The sequence below is a fragment of the Rhizobium sp. BK661 genome (genome assembly GCF_024808825.1).
In the GTDB taxonomy this organism is placed as follows: domain Bacteria; phylum Pseudomonadota; class Alphaproteobacteria; order Rhizobiales; family Rhizobiaceae; genus Rhizobium.
The window spans coordinates 100,257-118,099 of the sequence record NZ_JANTYT010000015.1; the positions used below are offsets into that span (position 1 = coordinate 100,257).

Consider the following 17,843-nt stretch of genomic DNA (forward strand, 5'->3'; position numbering starts at 1 on the left):
GCAGCAAGCCGGCCCTGCCCCTGTGCAAGCCAAGGTGAACAATGGCATCGGTTTCGATGGAATCCGTTTCGAAGAGTTTCGGAACACATAAGGTCATTCAGGATGTGAACCTTGCGATTAAGGACGGAGAATTCGTCGTCTTTGTCGGTCCCTCGGGATGCGGCAAGTCAACGCTGCTTCGCATCGTCGCCGGCCTGATCTCCGCATCGTCAGGAACAGTCAGAATCGGCGGCGACGACGTCACCGACGTCCCCGCCGCCAAGCGAGGCGTTGCCTTCGTCTTCCAGTCCTATGCGCTCTATCCGCACATGACGGTTGCCCGCAATATCGGATTTGCGCTGGAAACAATGGGGATCAAGCGCGATGCGATCGCGCGCAAGGTAGAAACCGTCGCCCGCATGCTGAAGGTCGACCACCTGTTGCAGCGGCGACCGCGTGAACTGTCCGGAGGCCAGCGACAGCGCGTCGCCATTGGGCGGGCGCTGGTCAGGCAACCGGACATCTTCCTGTTCGATGAACCGCTGTCCAATCTGGATGCCGATCTCAGGATGGAAATGCGGATGGAAATCGCAAGGCTCCACGAGGACCTTCGCACCACGATGATCTATGTCACCCACGACCAGTCGGAGGCCATGACCCTCGCCGATCGGATCGTCGTTCTCAACCACGGCCGCGTAGAGCAGATCGGTACGCCCTCTGAGCTCTACCATCGCCCGGACAATCGCTTCGTCGCAGGCTTTATCGGCAGCCCGCGGATGAACTTCCTTCCCGTGAAGGCAGGAGCGGACGATCGCGGCGAGGGCGTGCTCGGCCCGGGCGGCCTGTGGCTCCCACGGGTTGCCAACCTTGCGGCACCGGCGGAAATCGGTGTCAGGCCGGAGGCCTTGCGCATTGTCCCGGCCGGTACCGGCCGCTTCGACTGCGTGCTCGAGCGCGTCGAGGATCTCGGCCACGAGCATTTCGCCTATTGCAGGATCGCTGGCGGCCCGATCTGGGTGATCCGGCTTGCAGCCTCCCCCGAACAGTCGTTAATCGGCAAGGACGTTGCGCTCTCCTTCGAGGATCACTCCATCTTCTTCTTTGCCGCCGACGGTGAGCGGATCGCGGTTCCGTCTGACGAGACGGATGCAAGGAGGGCGATCCGATGAGTGCCCGCCTTGCCCGCCGCGACCATCGCGCCGCCTGGTTCTTCCTGCTGCCGGTCATCGCAGCGATGCTCGTCGTGGCCGTGTGGCCGCTCGGGCGCACCTTCTTCTTTGCGTTCACCGACGCCTATCTCGACGACCCGGGCGTTTACACCATGGTGGGCCTTGCCAATTTCCTCGAGGTCTTCAACGATCCGAGCTGGTGGCTTGCCGTCAGGAACACCTTGGTATTCACCGTCATATCGGTATCGATCGAGACCGTCCTTGGGCTCGCAATCGCGCTCCTGATCAACGATGCAATTCCCGGCCGCGGCCTTGCCCGCGCGGCGATCCTGGTGCCGTGGGCCATTCCGGTGGTGGTCGCGACAAAGATCTGGGAATGGATGCTCAACGACCAGTTCGGGGTGATCAACAAGGTGCTGATCGAACTCGGCCTCATCGATCACGGGGTTGCCTGGACCGCGAGCGGCTCGCTGATCATGGGTGTCGTTATCTTCATCGACGTGTGGATGACGACGCCGTTCATGGTCCTTCTCATCCTTGCTGGCCTGCAGATGCTGTCTCACGAAATCTTCGAGGCGGCGGCCGTGGACGGGATCCCGGCATGGAAACGGTTCTGGTCGATCACTCTTCCCATGCTGCGGCCCGCAATCGGCGTCGCAGTCCTGTTTCGCTCGCTTGATGCGCTGCGCATGTTCGACCTGTCCTATGTGCTCGCCGGCAGCAACGAAAAGGTCATGACCGTCTCGATCTACGCTCGCGACCGCCTGATCAGCTTCCAGGAACTCGGCATCGGTTCCGCGGCCTCGACATGGGTCTTCCTGCTGGTCGCCCTCGTTGCCATCATTTTGATCGGCGCATTGCGCCTCGACAAAGCAGCGGGGCATTGATGATGGCCGACCTGACCCTTTCCCGCCCGCTGCGCAGGTCCAGTGCCCATTACCGGCTGCGGCGCCGCGCGTTTCGGACCCTGCAAGTCTGCGCACTGGGCCTGGTGCTCGTCTATACGCTGTTTCCCTATTACTGGGCTTTCGTTTCATCGACGAAGCAGGGGGCAGCCCTCTATCGATCGGTTCTGCTGCCCGCGCTTGATTTCACCTATTACCGGCAATTGATCGACAATCCCGTGTTCATGGGATCGCTTCTGAACTCCGCCTATGTGGCCGTATCCACCACCTGCCTGTCTCTTTTCATCGGCATCAGCGCCGCCTACGCACTTGGCCGGATCGATTTCCCGCAGCGCCGTGCGGTGCTGATGGTGATCCTGATGATTTCGATCTTTCCGCAGGTCGTGGTGCTGTCGGGCATGTTCGAGCTCATCAACTGGCTCGGCCTCTTTAACCGTCCAAGCGCCCTCGTTCTCACCTATCTCCTGTCGACGGTCCCCTTCACAACCTGGATATTGACGACCTTCATACGGGAGTTTCCGCGGGAGCTGGAGGAGGCCGCGATCGTCGATGGGTGCTCGCATCTGCGCATCCTCGTGAAGATCCTCCTTCCCCTGATGGGGCCGTCCCTTGCGAGCACCGGAATCCTTGCCTTCATCCTTGCCTGGAACGAATTCCTGTTTGCCCTCACCTTTACCCTGACGGATGAAAACCGCACCGTGCCCGTCGCCATCGGGCTGATCGCAGGCACAAACCGCTATGAATATCCCTTCGGCCAGATCATGGCCGCGTCGGTGACGGTGACCCTGCCGCTGATCGCCGTCGTGCTGGTTTTCCAGCGACGGATCGTGGCCGGACTGACCTCCGGTGCCGTCAAGGGTTAGTCATCAGAAGGACCCCATCATGGACATGCTCGTCAAACTCTACGATCTCAAGCCGGATGCGTCGGTGGGCGCCATGATGGAGCGCCACGGCATTACCATCCGCCGCCTGCTTCCGCCGGAGTTGAAGACACTCACAGACTGGATCACGCCGCGCTTTGGAGCCGGCTGGTCCAGCGAGGCGACAGCCGCGGCAATGCGGCAGCCGCCCACATGCTTCATCGCGATAAAGGATGGCACGTTGATCGGCTTTGCCTGCCACGAGGCGACTGCGAAGGGCTTCTTCGGACCAACCGGTGTGGATACCAAAGCGCGCAGTCAAGGGGTCGGCCGGGCGCTGCTCCTGACAACGTTGCTCGACATGTCCGCACAGGGATATGCCTATGGCATCATCGGTGGCGCAGGCCCGATGGACTTCTATCGCCAGAGCGTCGGTGCAATCCCGATCGAAGGGTCTGTTCCCGGGATCTACCGGGGAATGCTCAGTGAGGCGGAGCCGGACGACATATCGGCGTCACATGAACCGGTGCCACCTGATGACCTAGCGTCGACGATGTCGGATCAGACAGGGTAGTGGAACTGGAACGTTCCCATCCCGTCGGGCCACCTCAGCATGGCGGCGAGGTCCCCGGATCTATCAGGATACGATGAGCTGCCCGTTGCCTCCATTTGGCATCCCATCGGGCTGATACATCAGGTGACCCCACCGGCCATTCCTGAAACCCGATAGATACATGGCGCCGCAAGTTGTTTCGTCCAGTGCAGGTCTTGTCCCTAATGCATTGTTTCGCACGCCAAATTCGGGTCAACCAAGGCCGTGACAGCCTCTCTCAATCGTTCAGCTCGTCCCAGAACTTACGCCCAATCCTGACGGCTTTAACGCAATCAGTTCAACGTTGAAGTCTACGACACAGCGAATAAAAATGTCGCCAGATGTTCTGCTTATCGCGTCCGATGATGCAGACGACCAATGTGAACGTTAATGGAAGTCATCTCTCATGCCTGAGAGACGATTGTGCGCCCGGACCATGCCTTCTCCGTGGGCAACGGCCGCCCCTACTGGATCGTCTCGTCGCCCTCGATCTCGACAACGATTCCCTTCCGAAGCGCCTCGTCCCTTGCCGCCTGAAGAGCCTGTTGGATATGGAAGACCACCAGATCGAAGTCCGGCCCCTCGAAGGAGGCAAGTTCCCGAGCAACGCTCAGCGCAAACACAAGTTGGACAGTGTTCGTTTCGATCACGACCGCAGCTCCCCAGCAAGTGCAAAGCCTACCGTCCTCCCGGTTTTGCTGCAACGCTAAACTTTGGGAGGATCGCCAGAACTCCAACCATATGGCGCTACTCAAACACATCAGTGTGAAAGCTGTCGGAACTCTTGAAAAATGGCTGCACATTTCATCAAAGCCGCGTAATGCCGCCGGCCAGGTCCTGTGCTTCACGGCGATAGACAATCATCCGGCACGGCGGCAAATGCCCCATTGTCGGCGGTTTTGATGCCTTTTCCGGCACGCCGCAACGTACTTTCGCCGAAGCCCGGAAAAACCTTCGCTTTCCAGCTCCGCAACCATGAAAAACGCAGGAAAGTTGCGTCACTTTCCTTGGCATGCCGGAGCTTTTTTTGGCAGTCTGCTGTTGCAAGCAGCAATCGCGAAAATGGCGACAGCCTGCAGGCATAGCTGCAGTCGATTGCCGCCCAGGGGAGCGGGTTGGGCGATCGAAAAAAGACCAGCGACGCATGGGAGGACAGTCATGCAGATCCGTGGAGGAACATTCATCGTCAGCGGCGGCAGCTCCGGTCTTGGCGCAGCCACTGCCCGGTTGCTGATCGAAACCGGAGCGCGCGTTGTCATCGCCGACCTCAACCAGGCAGCCGGCGAGGCCATCGCCTCGGAGTTCGGGTCGGATGCACGCTTCGTCAAAGCCGATGTCACGCGCGCCGATGATGCTTCAGCTGTCATTGCCACCGCGACCGACGTGTTTGGCAGCCTGCACGGGCTTGTCAATTGCGCCGGCGTCGCACCGGCCGAGAAGATCATCGGCCGTGACGGACCGCATGATCTCGAGAGCTTTGTGCGTACCGTCTCGATCAACCTCGTCGGCACCTTCAACATGACCCGCCTTGCGGCTCTGGCGCTTCAGCTTCAGCAGCCGGACGAGGAAGGGGAGCGCGGCGTCATCGTCAATACCGCCTCGATTGCGGCTTTCGATGGTCAGGTTGGTCAGGCCGCATACGCTGCCTCCAAGGGCGGCATCGCCTCCATGACGCTGCCCGTTGCGCGTGAACTTGCCCGACACGGCATTCGTGTTGTCTCCATCGCGCCGGGGATCTTTGAGACCCCGATGATGGCCGGCATGCCCCAAGAGGTGCAAGAAGCGCTCGGCAAGAGTGTGCCCTTCCCCCAGCGTCTTGGCCGGCCAGCTGAATTTGCGGCGCTCGTGCGCCATATCCTCGAGAACAGGATGCTCAACGGCGAGGTCATTCGCCTCGACGGCGCCTTGCGCATGAGCGCGCGCTGACCGCGCGCACTGACCCATTGACAAAAGGGAGGAAGAAGGATGGCTCTAGAGGATCCGATTGTGATTGTCGCAGCAGCCCGAACGCCGATTGGCGGTTTCCAGGGAGCGCTGAAGGAGGCAACGGCACCAAAGCTCGGAGCTGCCGCGATCGGGGCCGCCCTCCAACGCGCCAGCCTCGCGCCGGAGGCGGTCGACGAAGTCATCTTCGGCTGCGTTTTGCCGGCCGGCCAGGGCCAGGCACCGGCGAGACAAGCCGCAATTGCGGCTGGTCTGCCATTTTCCACCGGCGCAAGCACCATCAACAAGATGTGCGGATCCGGCATGAAGGCCGTCATGCTCACCCATGATCTCCTGGCGGCCGGAAGTGCTGCCATCGGCGTCGCGGGCGGCATGGAGAGCATGACCAACGCGCCCTATCTTCTCGATCGTGCCCGCGGCGGCTACAGGCTCGGCCATGGCCGCGTGACCGACCATATGTTCCTCGACGGGCTGGAGGATGCCTACGACAAGGGACGTCTCATGGGAACCTTCGCAGAGGACTGCGCAGAAGCCTACCAGTTCACGCGCGAGGCGCAGGATCGGTATGCCGTGATGTCCCTGACCCGCGCGCAGCGGGCCATCGACGACGGCAGCTTTGCCGCGGAAATCGCACCGGTGACCGTCTCCTCGGGGAAGGGTGAAACGTCGGTCGACCAGGATGAACAGCCGGGCAAGGCGAAGATCGACAAGATACCCTTGCTGAAGCCTGCCTTCCGCGATGGCGGAACGGTAACGGCGGCAAATTCGAGCTCGATTTCCGATGGTGCGGCCGCTCTCGTGTTGATGCGCCGCTCCGAGGCCGAGCGCCGAAACCTGCAGCCGCGTGCGACGATCAGCGGCCACGCTACTCACTCCCAGACACCAGCGCTTTTTGCAACCGCTCCAATCGGAGCGTTGCAGAAGCTGTCGGACCGAACCGGCTGGCCGCTCGATACAGTCGACCTGTTCGAGATCAATGAAGCATTCGCCGTTGTCGCCATGGCCGCCATGCGTGACCTGAACCTGCCTGACGAAAAGGTGAATGTACACGGCGGAGCCTGCGCGCTTGGTCATCCGATCGGAGCGTCCGGTGCGCGTATCCTCGTCACCCTGCTTGCCGCGCTTGAGCGCTATGATCGAAAGCGCGGGATGGCCGCTCTGTGCATCGGGGGTGGCGAGGCGACCGCGGTTGCGATCGAGCGCGCCTAGAAAGGCGGGAGGAAAGGCACGATGATCCTGAACGAATTGCAGCAGCAAATCCGTGATCTCGCCAGAGACTTTGCCCGCGAGCGGCTTGCTCCGGGTGCAGCCGACCGCGATCGCGAGCACAGGTTTCCTCGCGAAGAGCTTGCAGAGATGGGCGGACTTGGCCTCCTCGGCATGCTGGTACCAGAGAATTACGGCGGATCGGAAACCGGCACCCTTGCCTATGCGGCGGCGCTTGAGGAAATCGCCGCAGGCGACGGGCCCTGCTCCACCATCATGAGCGTGCACAGCTCCGTTGCCTGTGTACCGATCCTGAAATTCGGCACCGAGGAGCAGAAACAGCGCTTTCTTCCGAAGCTTGCGAGTGGCGAATGGATCGGGGGTTTTGCGCTGACGGAACCGCAGGCCGGCTCAGACGCGTCCAATCTCCGCACAAGGGCGCGTCGTGATGGCAATGATTACATCCTCGATGGCGCCAAGCAGTTCATCACCTCCGGCAAGAATGGCCAGATGATCATCGTCTTTGCCGTCACCGACGCTTCCGCCGGAAAGAAGGGCATCACCGCCTTCATCGTCCCGACCGACACACAAGGATATGAGGTTGTCCGGGTCGAGGAAAAACTGGGGCTGCATTCGACGGACACCTGCCAGATTGCCTTCAATGACATGCGCATCCCCGCCGACCTGAGGCTGGGTGACGAGGGTGAGGGATACAGAATCGCGTTGGCGAACCTCGAGGGTGGGCGCATCGGCATTGGTGCCCAGGCCGTTGGCATGGCCTGCGCAGCCTTCGAGGCAGCCAGGGATTATGCGCGCGCGCGAACGTCGTTCGGCAAACCGATCATCGAACACCAGGCGGTCGCCTTTCGTCTTGCCGACATGGCGACCGAGATCGAAGCTGCCCGCCAGCTCGTCTTCCACGCAGCGGCGCTGCGCGACAGCGGTCTGCCCTGCCTGTCGGAGGCGTCGATGGCCAAGCTTTTTGCATCCGAAATGGCAGAGCGGGTCTGCTCGGCCGCGATCCAGGTCCATGGCGGCTATGGCTACATGGCCGATTATCCGGTGGAGCGGATCTATCGGGATGTCCGCATCTGCCAGATTTACGAAGGAACCAGCGACGTGCAGCGAATGGTGATCGCGCGCAACCTGTAAGACATGATCGTGCGATGCCCCGCGTAAAGGGAGGAGCAGCCATCGCAAACGGGAGGGAAATTGACGATGACGGATACCGCTCAACTGAGCTTGCATGTGCCCGAACCCGCCGTCCGGCCGGGCGGACAACCGGATTTTTCCAATGTGAAGATTGCAAAGGCTGGCGCAGTGCCGCGCCCCGCCGTTGACGTTGCCTCAGAGGATATTCGCGACCTTGCCTATTCCATCATTCGTGTCCTGAACCGTGATGGAGAGGCCGTCGGCCCCTGGGCCGGCCTGTTGTCAAATGAGGATTTGCTGACCGGCCTTCGCAACATGATGAAGCTGCGCGCCTTCGATGCCAGGATGCTGATGGCGCAGCGACAGGGAAAGACGTCCTTCTACATGCAGCATCTTGGTGAGGAGGCCGTCAGTTGTGCCTTCCGCAAGGCGCTGCGCAAGGGCGACATGAATTTTCCGACCTATCGCCAGGCCGGCCTCCTGATCGCTGACGACTACCCCATGGTCGAGATGATGAACCAGATCTTCTCGAACGAGAGCGACCCGCTGCGGGGCCGCCAATTACCGATCATGTATTCGTCGAAGGAGCATGGCTTCTTCACCATCTCGGGCAACCTTGCCACGCAATATGTCCAGGCCGTCGGCTGGGCCATGGCATCGGCGATCAAGAATGACACCAGGATCGCCGCCGCATGGATCGGCGACGGCTCGACAGCCGAATCCGATTTTCATTCCGCCCTCGTCTTCGCCTCGACCTACAAGGCGCCCGTTATCCTCAACATCGTCAACAACCAGTGGGCCATCTCGACGTTTCAGGGGATTGCGCGCGGAGGGTCCGGGACGTTTGCGGCGCGTGGGCTCGGCTTCGGCATTCCGGCATTGCGGGTCGACGGCAACGATTATCTCGCCGTCTATGCCGTCGCCTGCTGGGCCGCGGAACGCGCCAGGCGCAATCTCGGGCCGACCTTGATCGAATACGTAACCTATCGTGTAGGCGCTCACTCGACTTCCGACGATCCAAGCGCCTATCGGCCAAAAACGGAATCCGAGGCCTGGCCACTCGGCGACCCCGTGCTGCGTCTGAAAAAGCACCTGATTGTCACGGGCGCTTGGTCGGAAGAGCGCCATGTCCAGATGGAAGCCGAAATCATGGACGAGGTCATCGAGGCGCAGAAGCAGGCCGAGCAGCATGGCACCCTCCATGCCGGAGGCAGGCCGTCCGTGCGTGATATCTTCGAGGGCGTCTATGCGGAGATGCCGCCACACATTCGTCGGCAGCGGCAGAAGGCAGGTTTCTGACATGGCCAGGATGACGATGATTGAAGCGGTGCGCAGCGCCATGGATGTTTCGATGTCGCGCGATGATGATGTCGTCGTGTTTGGCGAGGACGTTGGTTATTTCGGCGGCGTCTTCCGATGCACGCAAGGCCTTCAGGCAAAATACGGCAAGACACGCTGCTTCGATGCGCCAATCAGCGAGTCCGGTATCGTCGGTACGGCGATCGGCATGGCAGCCTATGGACTGAAACCCTGCGTAGAGATCCAGTTCGCCGATTACATGTACCCGGCCTACGACCAGATTACCCAGGAAGCAGCCCGCATCCGGTATCGCTCGAATGGTGATTTCACCTGTCCGATCGTGCTTCGCATGCCAACGGGTGGCGGCATCTTCGGTGGGCAGACGCACAGCCAGAGCCCGGAAGCGCTGTTCACCCACGTCTGCGGGCTGAAGGTGGTCGTGCCGTCAAACCCCTATGATGCAAAAGGGCTTCTCATTGCCTCGATCGAGGATCCGGATCCTGTCATGTTCCTCGAACCGAAGCGGCTCTACAACGGCCCCTTCGATGGCCATCATGAGCGTCCCGTGACGCCCTGGTCGAAGCATGAGCTCGGCGAAGTGCCAGAGGGCCACTACGCAATTCCGATCGGCAAGGCGGCTGTGCGCCGCGAGGGGTCGGCTGTGACGGTCATCGCTTACGGCACAATGGTGCATGTCGCGCTCGCCGCTGCCGAGGATACAGGCATCAATGCTGAAGTCATCGACCTGCGCAGCCTGCTGCCGCTCGACCTCGAGACGATCGTGCGATCGGTCAACAAGACGGGGCGCTGCGTGGTCGTGCATGAGGCCACGCTGACATCAGGATTCGGCGGTGAAATCGCCTCTCTCGTGCAGGAGCATTGTTTCTATCACCTGGAAGCCCCCGTCGTGCGCGTGGCGGGCTGGGACACGCCCTACCCGCATGCACAGGAATGGGACTACTTCCCGGGCCCCGGTCGCGTCGGGCGAGCCCTTGCCGAAGTCATGGAGGCCTGAGGAATGGGCGAGTTCATCATCAAGATGCCTGACGTCGGTGAAGGTGTCGCCGAGGCAGAGCTTGTCGAATGGCATGTGAAGGCGGGCGACCCGGTCCGCGAGGACATGGTGATCGCGGCAGTCATGACCGACAAGGCGACGGTGGAAATCCCGTCACCTGTCACGGGAACGGTCGTCTGGCTCGGCGCCGAGGTCGGCGACAAGATCGCCGTCAAGGCCCCCCTCGTCCGCATCGAGACCGACGACGGGACAGCAAGGCCGGTCGAGGCGCAGGCTCCCGATGTTGCTCCCGTCAGCCCGGGGCAGCCAATGGATGGTGGCGTCGAGGCGAAGCGTGCTTCTCCCGCACGCGCTGATCAGGCACGCGTTGACGGGGGGCGGCCCGAGCAGGTGCAGAAAGACCAGGCCCAGTCCGACAAAACTGAAGTCGACAAGACCTTGAGAGACGGGGCCCGGCTGAACAATTCGGATATCGAGAAACCGATCGCATCGCCTTCCGTCAGACGCGTCGCGCGCGATAGCGGCGTGGACCTTCGCCTGGTCAAGGGGACCGGCCCCGCAGGCCGGATCCTGCACGAGGATGTCGAGCAGTTTCTTGCCCGTGGCGAGACCGCGCCGCAGGCGCCTGCGATGGCAAGGAAGACGTTGACCGAGGAGGTCAAGCTCACCGGGCTCAGACGCCGCATCGCCGAAAAGATGACGCTGTCGACGTCGCGCATTCCCCACATCACCTATGTCGAGGAAGTCGACATGACGGCGCTCGAGGAATTGCGCAACACCATGAACCGCGACCGCAAGCCGGAGCACCCTAAGCTAACCGTCCTGCCGTTCCTGATGCGGGCGATTGTTAAGGCCGTCGCCGAGCAACCGAGCGTCAACGCAACCTTCGATGACGACAAGGGCATCCTGACCCGGCATGGCGCCGTCCACATCGGCATCGCCGCCCAGACCCCAGCCGGACTAGTTGTCCCGGTCGTAAAGCACGCAGAGGCTCGCAGCATCTTTGACTGCGCGATTGAAATGGGCAGGCTCGCCGAGGCCGCACGCACGGGCACGGCCACCCGCGACGAACTCTTCGGCTCGACCATTACGATCAGCTCCCTCGGTGCGCTCGGCGGTATCGTGTCAACGCCCGTGATCAATCATCCAGAGGTGGCGATCGTCGGTGTCAACAAGATCGCCATCCGTCCGCATTGGGATGGCACCCAGTTCGTGCCGCGCAAGATGATGAATCTCTCCTCCAGTTTTGATCACCGGATCATCGACGGCTGGGATGCAGCCACCTTTGTCCAGCGCGTTCGGCTCCTGCTCGAAACCCCGGCACTCATCTTCATCGAAGGCTAGGTCCATGAAAGAGATCACCTGCAAACTCCTTGTCATCGGTGCTGGCCCCGGAGGTTATGTCTGCGCCATTCGCGCCGGACAGCTCGGCGTCGATACTGTCATCGTCGAGGCAGACAAGCCCGGGGGTACTTGCCTCAACGTCGGCTGTATCCCTTCGAAGGCCCTGATCCACGCCGCCGAGGAGTTTTCGGCGACGGCACACATGCTTGAAGGCAGGAACGCGATGGGCATTCGCGTCGAAGCGGCGTCGATCGATCTCGCAAGGACCATGAGCTGGAAGGACGGCATTGTCGGCCGCCTGAACGCCGGCGTGACCGCGTTGTTGCAAAAGGCACGGGTCAAGATCGTTCATGGTCGGGCCGCCTTCCGCGATGGCAAGACGGTCGAGGTCGAGACAGAGATCGGCCTCCAGGTGATCCGTGCCGAGACGGTGGTCATTGCCACGGGATCCGAGCCTGTCGAGCTCGCAGCTCTGCCTTTCGGTGGCAGGATCATTTCCTCGACGGAGGCCCTTTCCCTTCGCGAGCTGCCGAAGAACCTGGTGGTCGTGGGAGGCGGTTATATCGGCCTCGAACTAGGCACGGCCTTTGCCAAGCTGGGATCGGCGGTTACCGTCGTCGAAGCCACGCCGCAGATCCTGCCGCAGTATGATGCAGACCTGGTGCGGCCGATTGCACGGCGGCTTGGTGAGCTCGGTATCCGGCTGTTGACGAGTGCGAAGGCCACGGGTCTCGATGGCGATGCGCTGTCGATCGAAACGTCGGACGGCGGGAGCGAACGCCTCCCGGTTGATCGTGTGCTCGTCACAGCAGGTCGTCGACCGAGGACAGCGGGATCGGGTATCGATGAACTCGACCTCGATCGGAGCGGCACTTATCTGCGCATCGATGATCGTTGTCGCACCTCGATGCGTGGCGTCTATGCAATTGGTGATGTCACCGGAGAACCGATGCTTGCGCACCGCGCAATGGCGCAGGGCGAAATGGTCGCCGAAATCGTCGCCGGGCGAAAGCGTGCGTGGGACAAACGTTGCATTCCCGCCATCTGCTTCACGGATCCGGAAATCGTCACCGCCGGCCTGTCACCGGATGAGGCACGCGCACAGGGATTTGCCATCCGCGTCGGACAATTTCCGTTCAGCGCAAATGGCCGCGCAATGACGATGCTGGCAGAAGACGGCTTCGTGCGTGTGGTCGCGCGAGCCAATACCGGTCTTGTCCTTGGCGTTCAGGCTGTCGGTGCCGGCGTTTCCGAACTCTCGGCAAGCTTTGCGCTCGCAATCGAGATGGGAGCACGGCTGGAGGATATCGCAGGCACGATCCATGCGCATCCGACGCGCAGCGAAGCATTTCAGGAAGCGGCATTGAAGGCGCTGGGGCACGCCCTGCACATCTGAGGACGGCGGCGTCCTGCCTCATCTCCATCCCTGTTTGGCGATGCCGGATTATCTGATAGCTAGCGCGTTGATCACAATCGGAGCGTTGAGAATGACAGCCGCATTTTACCGGGACTACGTCGTTGACCTGAAGGACAGGATCGACCGGTTGCACGAGGATGCGGGGCGCTATCAGACCTTCGCGTTGACGATGGAACTTCTCGCCCAGAGGAACCTCGTCACCTACACGGAAAAAAGGCGAAGGGGCAGACGGAGGGCCTGTGCTATCGGCGCGATTTCACGACCGGTCGCGCCGTGCAGATGCAACCCCAAAACGCTTACGGGCTGTTCAGCGGGTTCTTCGGCCTCGGCCAGTTCCTGGCCTTTTCCGGGCAGGTGCAACAGCAGAATGCCGGGCAGTTGGCCGAATTTCTGACCGGTGGCTGGCAGTATCCGACCTGCGCGGTGCATCTCGTCTATCGCCAGAAGGGCGCACCAAGGACGGAATCGACGAAGATGCATTTCGTCGGGCTGAACAGCGATGAGGATGCCGTGGCCTACCAGCAGGAAACCGAGCGGGCTCAGGTGCTCGCGCAACGTCGGCCTTTATCGTCAGACAGATTTTTTGAATGGAAATAGGTCCGCGTGCCGCGCCAACAGACGATCCAGCCGACCGGATTGCCGCTCAGGCAGGATTATTTCGCCAATCGATGGATCGCTTCCCCGCCACCCTTGTTTTCGTGTGCAACGGCGTTTTTCGATGTTCAGGATTGGCAGGCCGGTTTCTGCCACCGTCTCAACCAGTGGCGGACGGCCAAGCGACCCGCGCAAGCGCGCTTTGGCCTTCAACGCAGTTCGGATCGATCCGAAACCCGAGAACAAAATCGATCACCTTCGACGCCGACATCTCGCAGGGTTTCAAAACGCCACGTCCTTCGGAAAGTCGATACCAGTTGAAGCTGACGATCTCGTTCCCGCCAAGCTCCTCGGCCAGCATCCACGTGCGTCGTCCGTCCAAGGATCGGCGTACGGTCGCACTCCAGCGGCGTCCCTCAAAAACGCCCTCCATGTAGCCATCGGGAAATTGTTCGAACGTGTCTTCGAATGCTGAGAGGGCCGAGGACATGTCGCTGACGCCAAGGCACTCATCACAGATACCGCAACCGTCTTCGTCCATCTCGGATGGCGCATGCGGGCGATTGCAACACAAGCACAGGACAAAATCCGGACAACGGCGACGCGTACGTCGGGGAGGAACGATTTCGATCGTCGGGTGGCTTGTTTGACTATCCATGTCACATCTCCGCAATGCGGTCGCATCACAGATAGGAATTCCGTCTGCAGGTGCAAGAAGCGTGTGGCAAAAGCAATCGCGGGAGCGCTCAAGTCATCGCCATGACTGCAGAATCAAGCGGGTACCGCGTCGAGCGTCCGCGCTAAAGGTCGCCCCGGTCTTCAGTGTTTCGGGATGACGGTGATCCTTGCCCCGCGCGCTGCCTTGACGAAAGCCTTGCGGGCACGTTTCGCCTTCTTTTCATCCTGCTGAGAGCGGAGGCATGTCATCAGCGCGTCTCGCCAAAGCGTGTCGTTGGGCTTCTTCGGCCATCGGCTCGAGAGCAGCAATTCCGTCATTTCGGAGACCGTTGTGGCGATCTGTCGGTTATCGGTGTCGTGAAAGGAGATGGCGACCCGGCGAATTGGTACGGGCGATGAGACAAACATGCTGCGCTCCCGGTATCGTGAATGCTGTTAACTCAATATTCCCTCGGATGGTTCCCTGACGCTGCCGGGACGAACAAGGCCTCAGCAAAAGGTCGCAGCGACGCTGGCAACACCACCGGCTCCGATATATGTCAAAGGCTCGCCACGCCATGTCGTTCGCCAAGCGGCTCTCAGGCGCTCGCTGCCGCGTGTCTCAGGCCGCCTTTCCCTGCGTGGCGGGTGACGCACGGATCCAGGTCGGCCCTGGGGCCCTGCTGACCGACGGACAACACTCCGACCAGGCGGCCTTCTACCCTCCAGACTGTAACCCTCAACAGCCTGATTTTCTAACGAATTGTCTTTCCGCCGGAACTTCTTTTCATCTGGGAGCTTAAGTTTCCACGCAATGCAAGGAGACAACGACATGGCTGACGATCCAGGTAAATCCCCGGCAGTACAATCGATGCGCAATGAGCAGGCTCAGCAACGCCGCCGCGCGCGCAAGGGAGAACTCGAGGCTGGTTTGGAATCCACTTTCCCGGCGTCTGATCCGGTCTCCGTCACTCATACGGCGATCCCGGCCGGCCGGACCGACGTTGAAAGCGCCGCGCGTGTCAGCACGGCACCGGATCCTTACGACGTGGGAGTCGACCGGTCCGAGGCTCATGACAAGCGGGAGATCGTGCAAAACAAATTCCGCACGTTGCGCCACGACGCCGTAACGGTGAAGGATTCCCTATCCGGGGCAGCGGCGGGATCCGTCGACGTCGTCAGGGTGAGAACCCGCAGGGTTCTCGAGGACATCGAGAACACGATCCGCGAGAGACCAATCACTGCGATGGCCGTCGTCGCTGCGGTTGCGTTCGTTTTTGGGACAACCCGATAAAAGATCGGTCAGTCAAGACATCACGGTCGCGCTAACGCAGGAGATCGTCGCACCAGACCGGAAGCCTCGTGGTGCGGACCTCACGCAGCCGCCGAATTGGCAGGTCCCCGAACTCGCTTCCGTGAGGAACATGCAAGGTCATGTTCAGGTAGTTCTTCTTGCCGCATCTCTCACATCTGAACCGTCGCAGGACTTTGTCGAGGGTAACGTTGCCGCAAAGCTCGATGAGATCTGTTGCGAAATACCGATGCGTCACCCGACAGTAGTCGCATGTAATTGATATGAGCTGGCCCTGATCGCGAGCAGCGAGCAACGTCCAGGCACGGAGTCGCTTGAATGGATGGATCTCCGGCATTGGTCTCCGTTCCCTTAGACTGTTCCTTATTTGTTCTTTCTGGAGGCGCTGTCAATGGTCGAGCGATACCAAGTTCGGACCGGCAAGCCATGCTTCTTAGAATGCGTGATCCAATAGCCAGCCGATTGAACGGGCCTTGACCGCCCGCATGATCGCCGCGCGGCATCTGATGCAGGATGGATCTGTCGGTCGCCGCAAGTCCATCAACGAGCGTGACCTGCAGTCGTCCTTGGATCTTCCGAACGCGTTGAGCTTCCCATTCAACGCGCATGCCGGGTAAACGGAAAAGGCGCGTGCCACCTTTAAGGATTGGAAGGCATCATTCCAGCATGATCGTGATGTTCTGATGCATCGTCAGGTTGGTGAACATGCGTCGCTTCGGGTTGGGCGCGCAGCTCCGCTATTTCGGCCGATTTCGTCGCCAGGTATGATATGAGATCGGCGGTATCCGCCTCCGACATACCAAGGTTCGGCATGCGCACACCGTTAAACTTCGCGTCGAGCTCGGCCAGCGTTGGATCCTTCTCCGCCCTCAGCCGGACAGGATTCATGATCATCCGCTTCAGCCATGCCGGATCGCGGCTGACCGTAACATCGAGAAGATCCGGGCCGATACGGTCGCCGACCCCTACCGTGTGGCACGGTGCGCAGATCTTCTTGAACAGAACCTGTCCCGGCTCGCGATCCAGCGTCAGGCCGGCTTGTTGTTGATTTGTGGCTGGAGCCAACGATAGCGCGGGAGCGTAATGCCCCTCGCGCCATGCCGGATCCATATCGCGGATCGCTAGTTCCACGCTCTCGATGTCGGCGAAAGGCGAATTCCTTGCCCACTCTCCGGTGGTGTCGTTGCCAAGCACGATTTCGTTGCGGTGATCAGTTGCAACGTTGCTTTTGTTCCCAAGCTTTGCGTTGATGGCGCGTATGTCCTCAGGCTTGCCGGTGATGAACGTCCAGCCCGGTCCCTTATAGAAGGCATCGGCGAACGCCTTCAACTTTTCAGGTGTGTCGTTTTCGGGATCGACAGTGATCGATACCACAAAGATCTTCTTGCCGATTTGGTCCTGGATCCGGTCAACGACCTGGGTAATGCGTGCCGTCGTCAGCGGGCACAGATCGGTACAACTGGTGAAAATGAAACTGATCAGGACAATCTTGCCCTTAATCAGGTCATCGTAGAAATGCACCCTGTCGCCGGTTTGGGTGATGACTTCGACGTTGGGAAAGTAGTCTTTTCCCCAACGCGAAGCGGCGGAAGCAGCCCCGCCACATAGAACTGACAGAATGGCAGCGATAGCCAGGACGGCCACGGGCCTACGTCTCATAAATACACCTCCGGAAACCCACACCCCGAACAGAGAAAGGCTGCGCAATCAGCGCAGCCGTCATGGTTGGGGATTGGTGTTCAGCTGGGCCTGCATCTGCGGCTGGGTATTCGTCCACCCCTTTGGCGCACCTTCAGGCAATATTTCCGGCGTGGTGAAGAAGACGCCATACTCGGTCGGATTGGGCGTTGGCGTCACCGCTGCCTGCGGCGTCCCCGCAACGCCAGTCAGCAACTGAATGCGAGCCAGCATCGCGAAGTCTTCATGCACGGTGTTGTGGCAATGGTTCACGTAGGACCCACCAAACTCGCCGAACTGGATCTGGAACGTCACGCTGCCGCTTTCTCCAAGCCGCCAGACGTCCTTCCGCTGCAGGTTCTCGGTCGGTGGCGGAGCCTGGCCATTCCGCAGCATGGTGATGCCTTCCTCGAAATGCAGGTGAATGGGATGATCCCAGCCGCCGCCGCCGTTCTTGTAGGTCCAGTGCTCCACTTCCCCGGCCTTGGGAATGAGCAGGGAAATCCGGTTGGCGTTCATCGAATGCGCCGTCTCGCCGTTGATGCGAATGGTCCATGGGAAGGTCACGGTCTCACCGCAATCCGGCGTGCAGCCATTCGGCCCACGCGAGTCCCCGGTTCCCGCCCTGCCGAATTCGACCATGCGCGTGCGCACCGGCGTCACGATCGGAATTTGTTCCGTGAGCGTTGCTGGAACCTGGCTCTTGTCGGGATCGGTGGCG

Annotated in this window: 18 protein-coding genes; 13 read left to right on the forward strand and 5 right to left on the reverse strand. The window is 60.8% G+C overall.

From position 1 onward, the window contains the following. Positions 1 to 41 precede the first annotated feature (41 nt). Genes FHX16_RS23955 through FHX16_RS23970 form a run of 4 tightly spaced genes read left to right on the forward strand, consistent with a single transcriptional unit; the run spans position 42 to position 3,487 of the window. Positions 42 to 1,148 carry an ABC transporter ATP-binding protein gene (locus FHX16_RS23955; protein WP_183864502.1) on the forward strand — a complete coding sequence of 369 codons (1,107 nt, stop codon included), beginning with the start codon at positions 42 to 44 and terminating at the stop codon, positions 1,146 to 1,148. Then, entirely contained in the window at positions 1,145 to 2,035 is an 891-nt protein-coding gene (locus FHX16_RS23960) for a carbohydrate ABC transporter permease (RefSeq protein ID WP_183756480.1), read from the forward strand. Before FHX16_RS23955 ends, FHX16_RS23960 begins: the two co-directional genes overlap by 4 nt. Further along, positions 2,035 to 2,916, forward strand: a complete 882-nt coding sequence (locus FHX16_RS23965) for a carbohydrate ABC transporter permease (protein WP_210280962.1) — start codon at positions 2,035 to 2,037, stop codon at positions 2,914 to 2,916. Before FHX16_RS23960 ends, FHX16_RS23965 begins: the two co-directional genes overlap by 1 nt. A 19-nt stretch (positions 2,917 to 2,935) precedes the next feature. Next, complete coding sequence (locus FHX16_RS23970; RefSeq protein ID WP_259130713.1) at positions 2,936 to 3,487, forward strand: GNAT family N-acetyltransferase; 552 nt, start codon at positions 2,936 to 2,938, stop codon at positions 3,485 to 3,487. 482 nt (positions 3,488 to 3,969) lie between these two features. Here FHX16_RS23970 and FHX16_RS23975 read toward each other — a convergent pair whose 3' ends face one another. After that, positions 3,970 to 4,155 carry a hypothetical protein gene (locus tag FHX16_RS23975; protein ID WP_183756482.1) on the reverse strand — a complete coding sequence of 62 codons (186 nt, stop codon included), beginning with the start codon at positions 4,153 to 4,155 and terminating at the stop codon, positions 3,970 to 3,972. Positions 4,156 to 4,663: 508 nt separating this feature from the next. Here FHX16_RS23975 and FHX16_RS23980 point away from each other — a divergent pair. From FHX16_RS23980 to FHX16_RS24015, 8 genes are all read left to right on the forward strand, one after another. Beyond that, the gene (locus FHX16_RS23980) at positions 4,664 to 5,431 is read left to right on the forward strand and encodes a 3-hydroxyacyl-CoA dehydrogenase (RefSeq protein WP_183864501.1); all 768 of its coding nucleotides are present in this window, start codon (positions 4,664 to 4,666) and stop codon (positions 5,429 to 5,431) included. A gap of 39 nt (positions 5,432 to 5,470) precedes the next feature. Continuing rightward, positions 5,471 to 6,658 (forward strand): acetyl-CoA C-acyltransferase, encoded by a 1,188-nt coding sequence (locus FHX16_RS23985; protein ID WP_259130716.1) that lies wholly within the window; start codon positions 5,471 to 5,473, stop codon positions 6,656 to 6,658. 21 nt (positions 6,659 to 6,679) lie between these two features. Then, positions 6,680 to 7,807 (forward strand): acyl-CoA dehydrogenase family protein, encoded by a 1,128-nt coding sequence (locus FHX16_RS23990; protein WP_259130718.1) that lies wholly within the window; start codon positions 6,680 to 6,682, stop codon positions 7,805 to 7,807. A gap of 66 nt (positions 7,808 to 7,873) precedes the next feature. Then, on the forward strand, positions 7,874 to 9,106 hold the full coding sequence (locus FHX16_RS23995) for a 3-methyl-2-oxobutanoate dehydrogenase (2-methylpropanoyl-transferring) subunit alpha (protein WP_183864499.1): 1,233 nt from the start codon (positions 7,874 to 7,876) through the stop codon (positions 9,104 to 9,106). A 1-nt stretch (position 9,107) separates the two neighbouring features. Next, entirely contained in the window at positions 9,108 to 10,121 is a 1,014-nt protein-coding gene (locus FHX16_RS24000; RefSeq protein WP_183756488.1) for an alpha-ketoacid dehydrogenase subunit beta, read from the forward strand. Between the two features lie 3 nt (positions 10,122 to 10,124). Further along, entirely contained in the window at positions 10,125 to 11,465 is a 1,341-nt protein-coding gene (locus tag FHX16_RS24005) for a dihydrolipoamide acetyltransferase family protein (protein ID WP_259130721.1), read from the forward strand. A gap of 4 nt (positions 11,466 to 11,469) precedes the next feature. Then, positions 11,470 to 12,861, forward strand: a complete 1,392-nt coding sequence (lpdA, locus tag FHX16_RS24010) for a dihydrolipoyl dehydrogenase (protein ID WP_259130723.1) — start codon at positions 11,470 to 11,472, stop codon at positions 12,859 to 12,861. 300 nt (positions 12,862 to 13,161) lie between these two features. Then, complete coding sequence (locus FHX16_RS24015; RefSeq protein WP_259130725.1) at positions 13,162 to 13,479, forward strand: hypothetical protein; 318 nt, start codon at positions 13,162 to 13,164, stop codon at positions 13,477 to 13,479. Positions 13,480 to 13,636: 157 nt separating this feature from the next. On the opposite strand, the gene FHX16_RS24020 is transcribed toward FHX16_RS24015, so the two are convergent. Together FHX16_RS24020 and FHX16_RS24025 are read right to left on the reverse strand one after the other, a co-directional pair. Beyond that, positions 13,637 to 14,134 carry a hypothetical protein gene (locus tag FHX16_RS24020; RefSeq protein WP_183864495.1) on the reverse strand — a complete coding sequence of 166 codons (498 nt, stop codon included), beginning with the start codon at positions 14,132 to 14,134 and terminating at the stop codon, positions 13,637 to 13,639. A 161-nt stretch (positions 14,135 to 14,295) separates the two neighbouring features. Beyond that, positions 14,296 to 14,562, reverse strand: a complete 267-nt coding sequence (locus tag FHX16_RS24025; RefSeq protein ID WP_259130727.1) for a DUF982 domain-containing protein — start codon at positions 14,560 to 14,562, stop codon at positions 14,296 to 14,298. 403 nt (positions 14,563 to 14,965) lie between these two features. Here FHX16_RS24025 and FHX16_RS24030 point away from each other — a divergent pair, with 403 nt between their 5' ends. After that, complete coding sequence (locus FHX16_RS24030) at positions 14,966 to 15,427, forward strand: hypothetical protein (protein ID WP_183756494.1); 462 nt, start codon at positions 14,966 to 14,968, stop codon at positions 15,425 to 15,427. A gap of 657 nt (positions 15,428 to 16,084) precedes the next feature. Here FHX16_RS24030 and FHX16_RS24035 read toward each other — a convergent pair. Next, entirely contained in the window at positions 16,085 to 17,104 is a 1,020-nt protein-coding gene (locus tag FHX16_RS24035) for an SCO family protein (protein ID WP_183756496.1), read from the reverse strand. Between the two features lie 60 nt (positions 17,105 to 17,164). Then, on the reverse strand, positions 17,165 to 17,843 hold a 679-nt coding region (locus FHX16_RS24040), incomplete at its 5' end, for a multicopper oxidase domain-containing protein (RefSeq protein ID WP_259130730.1).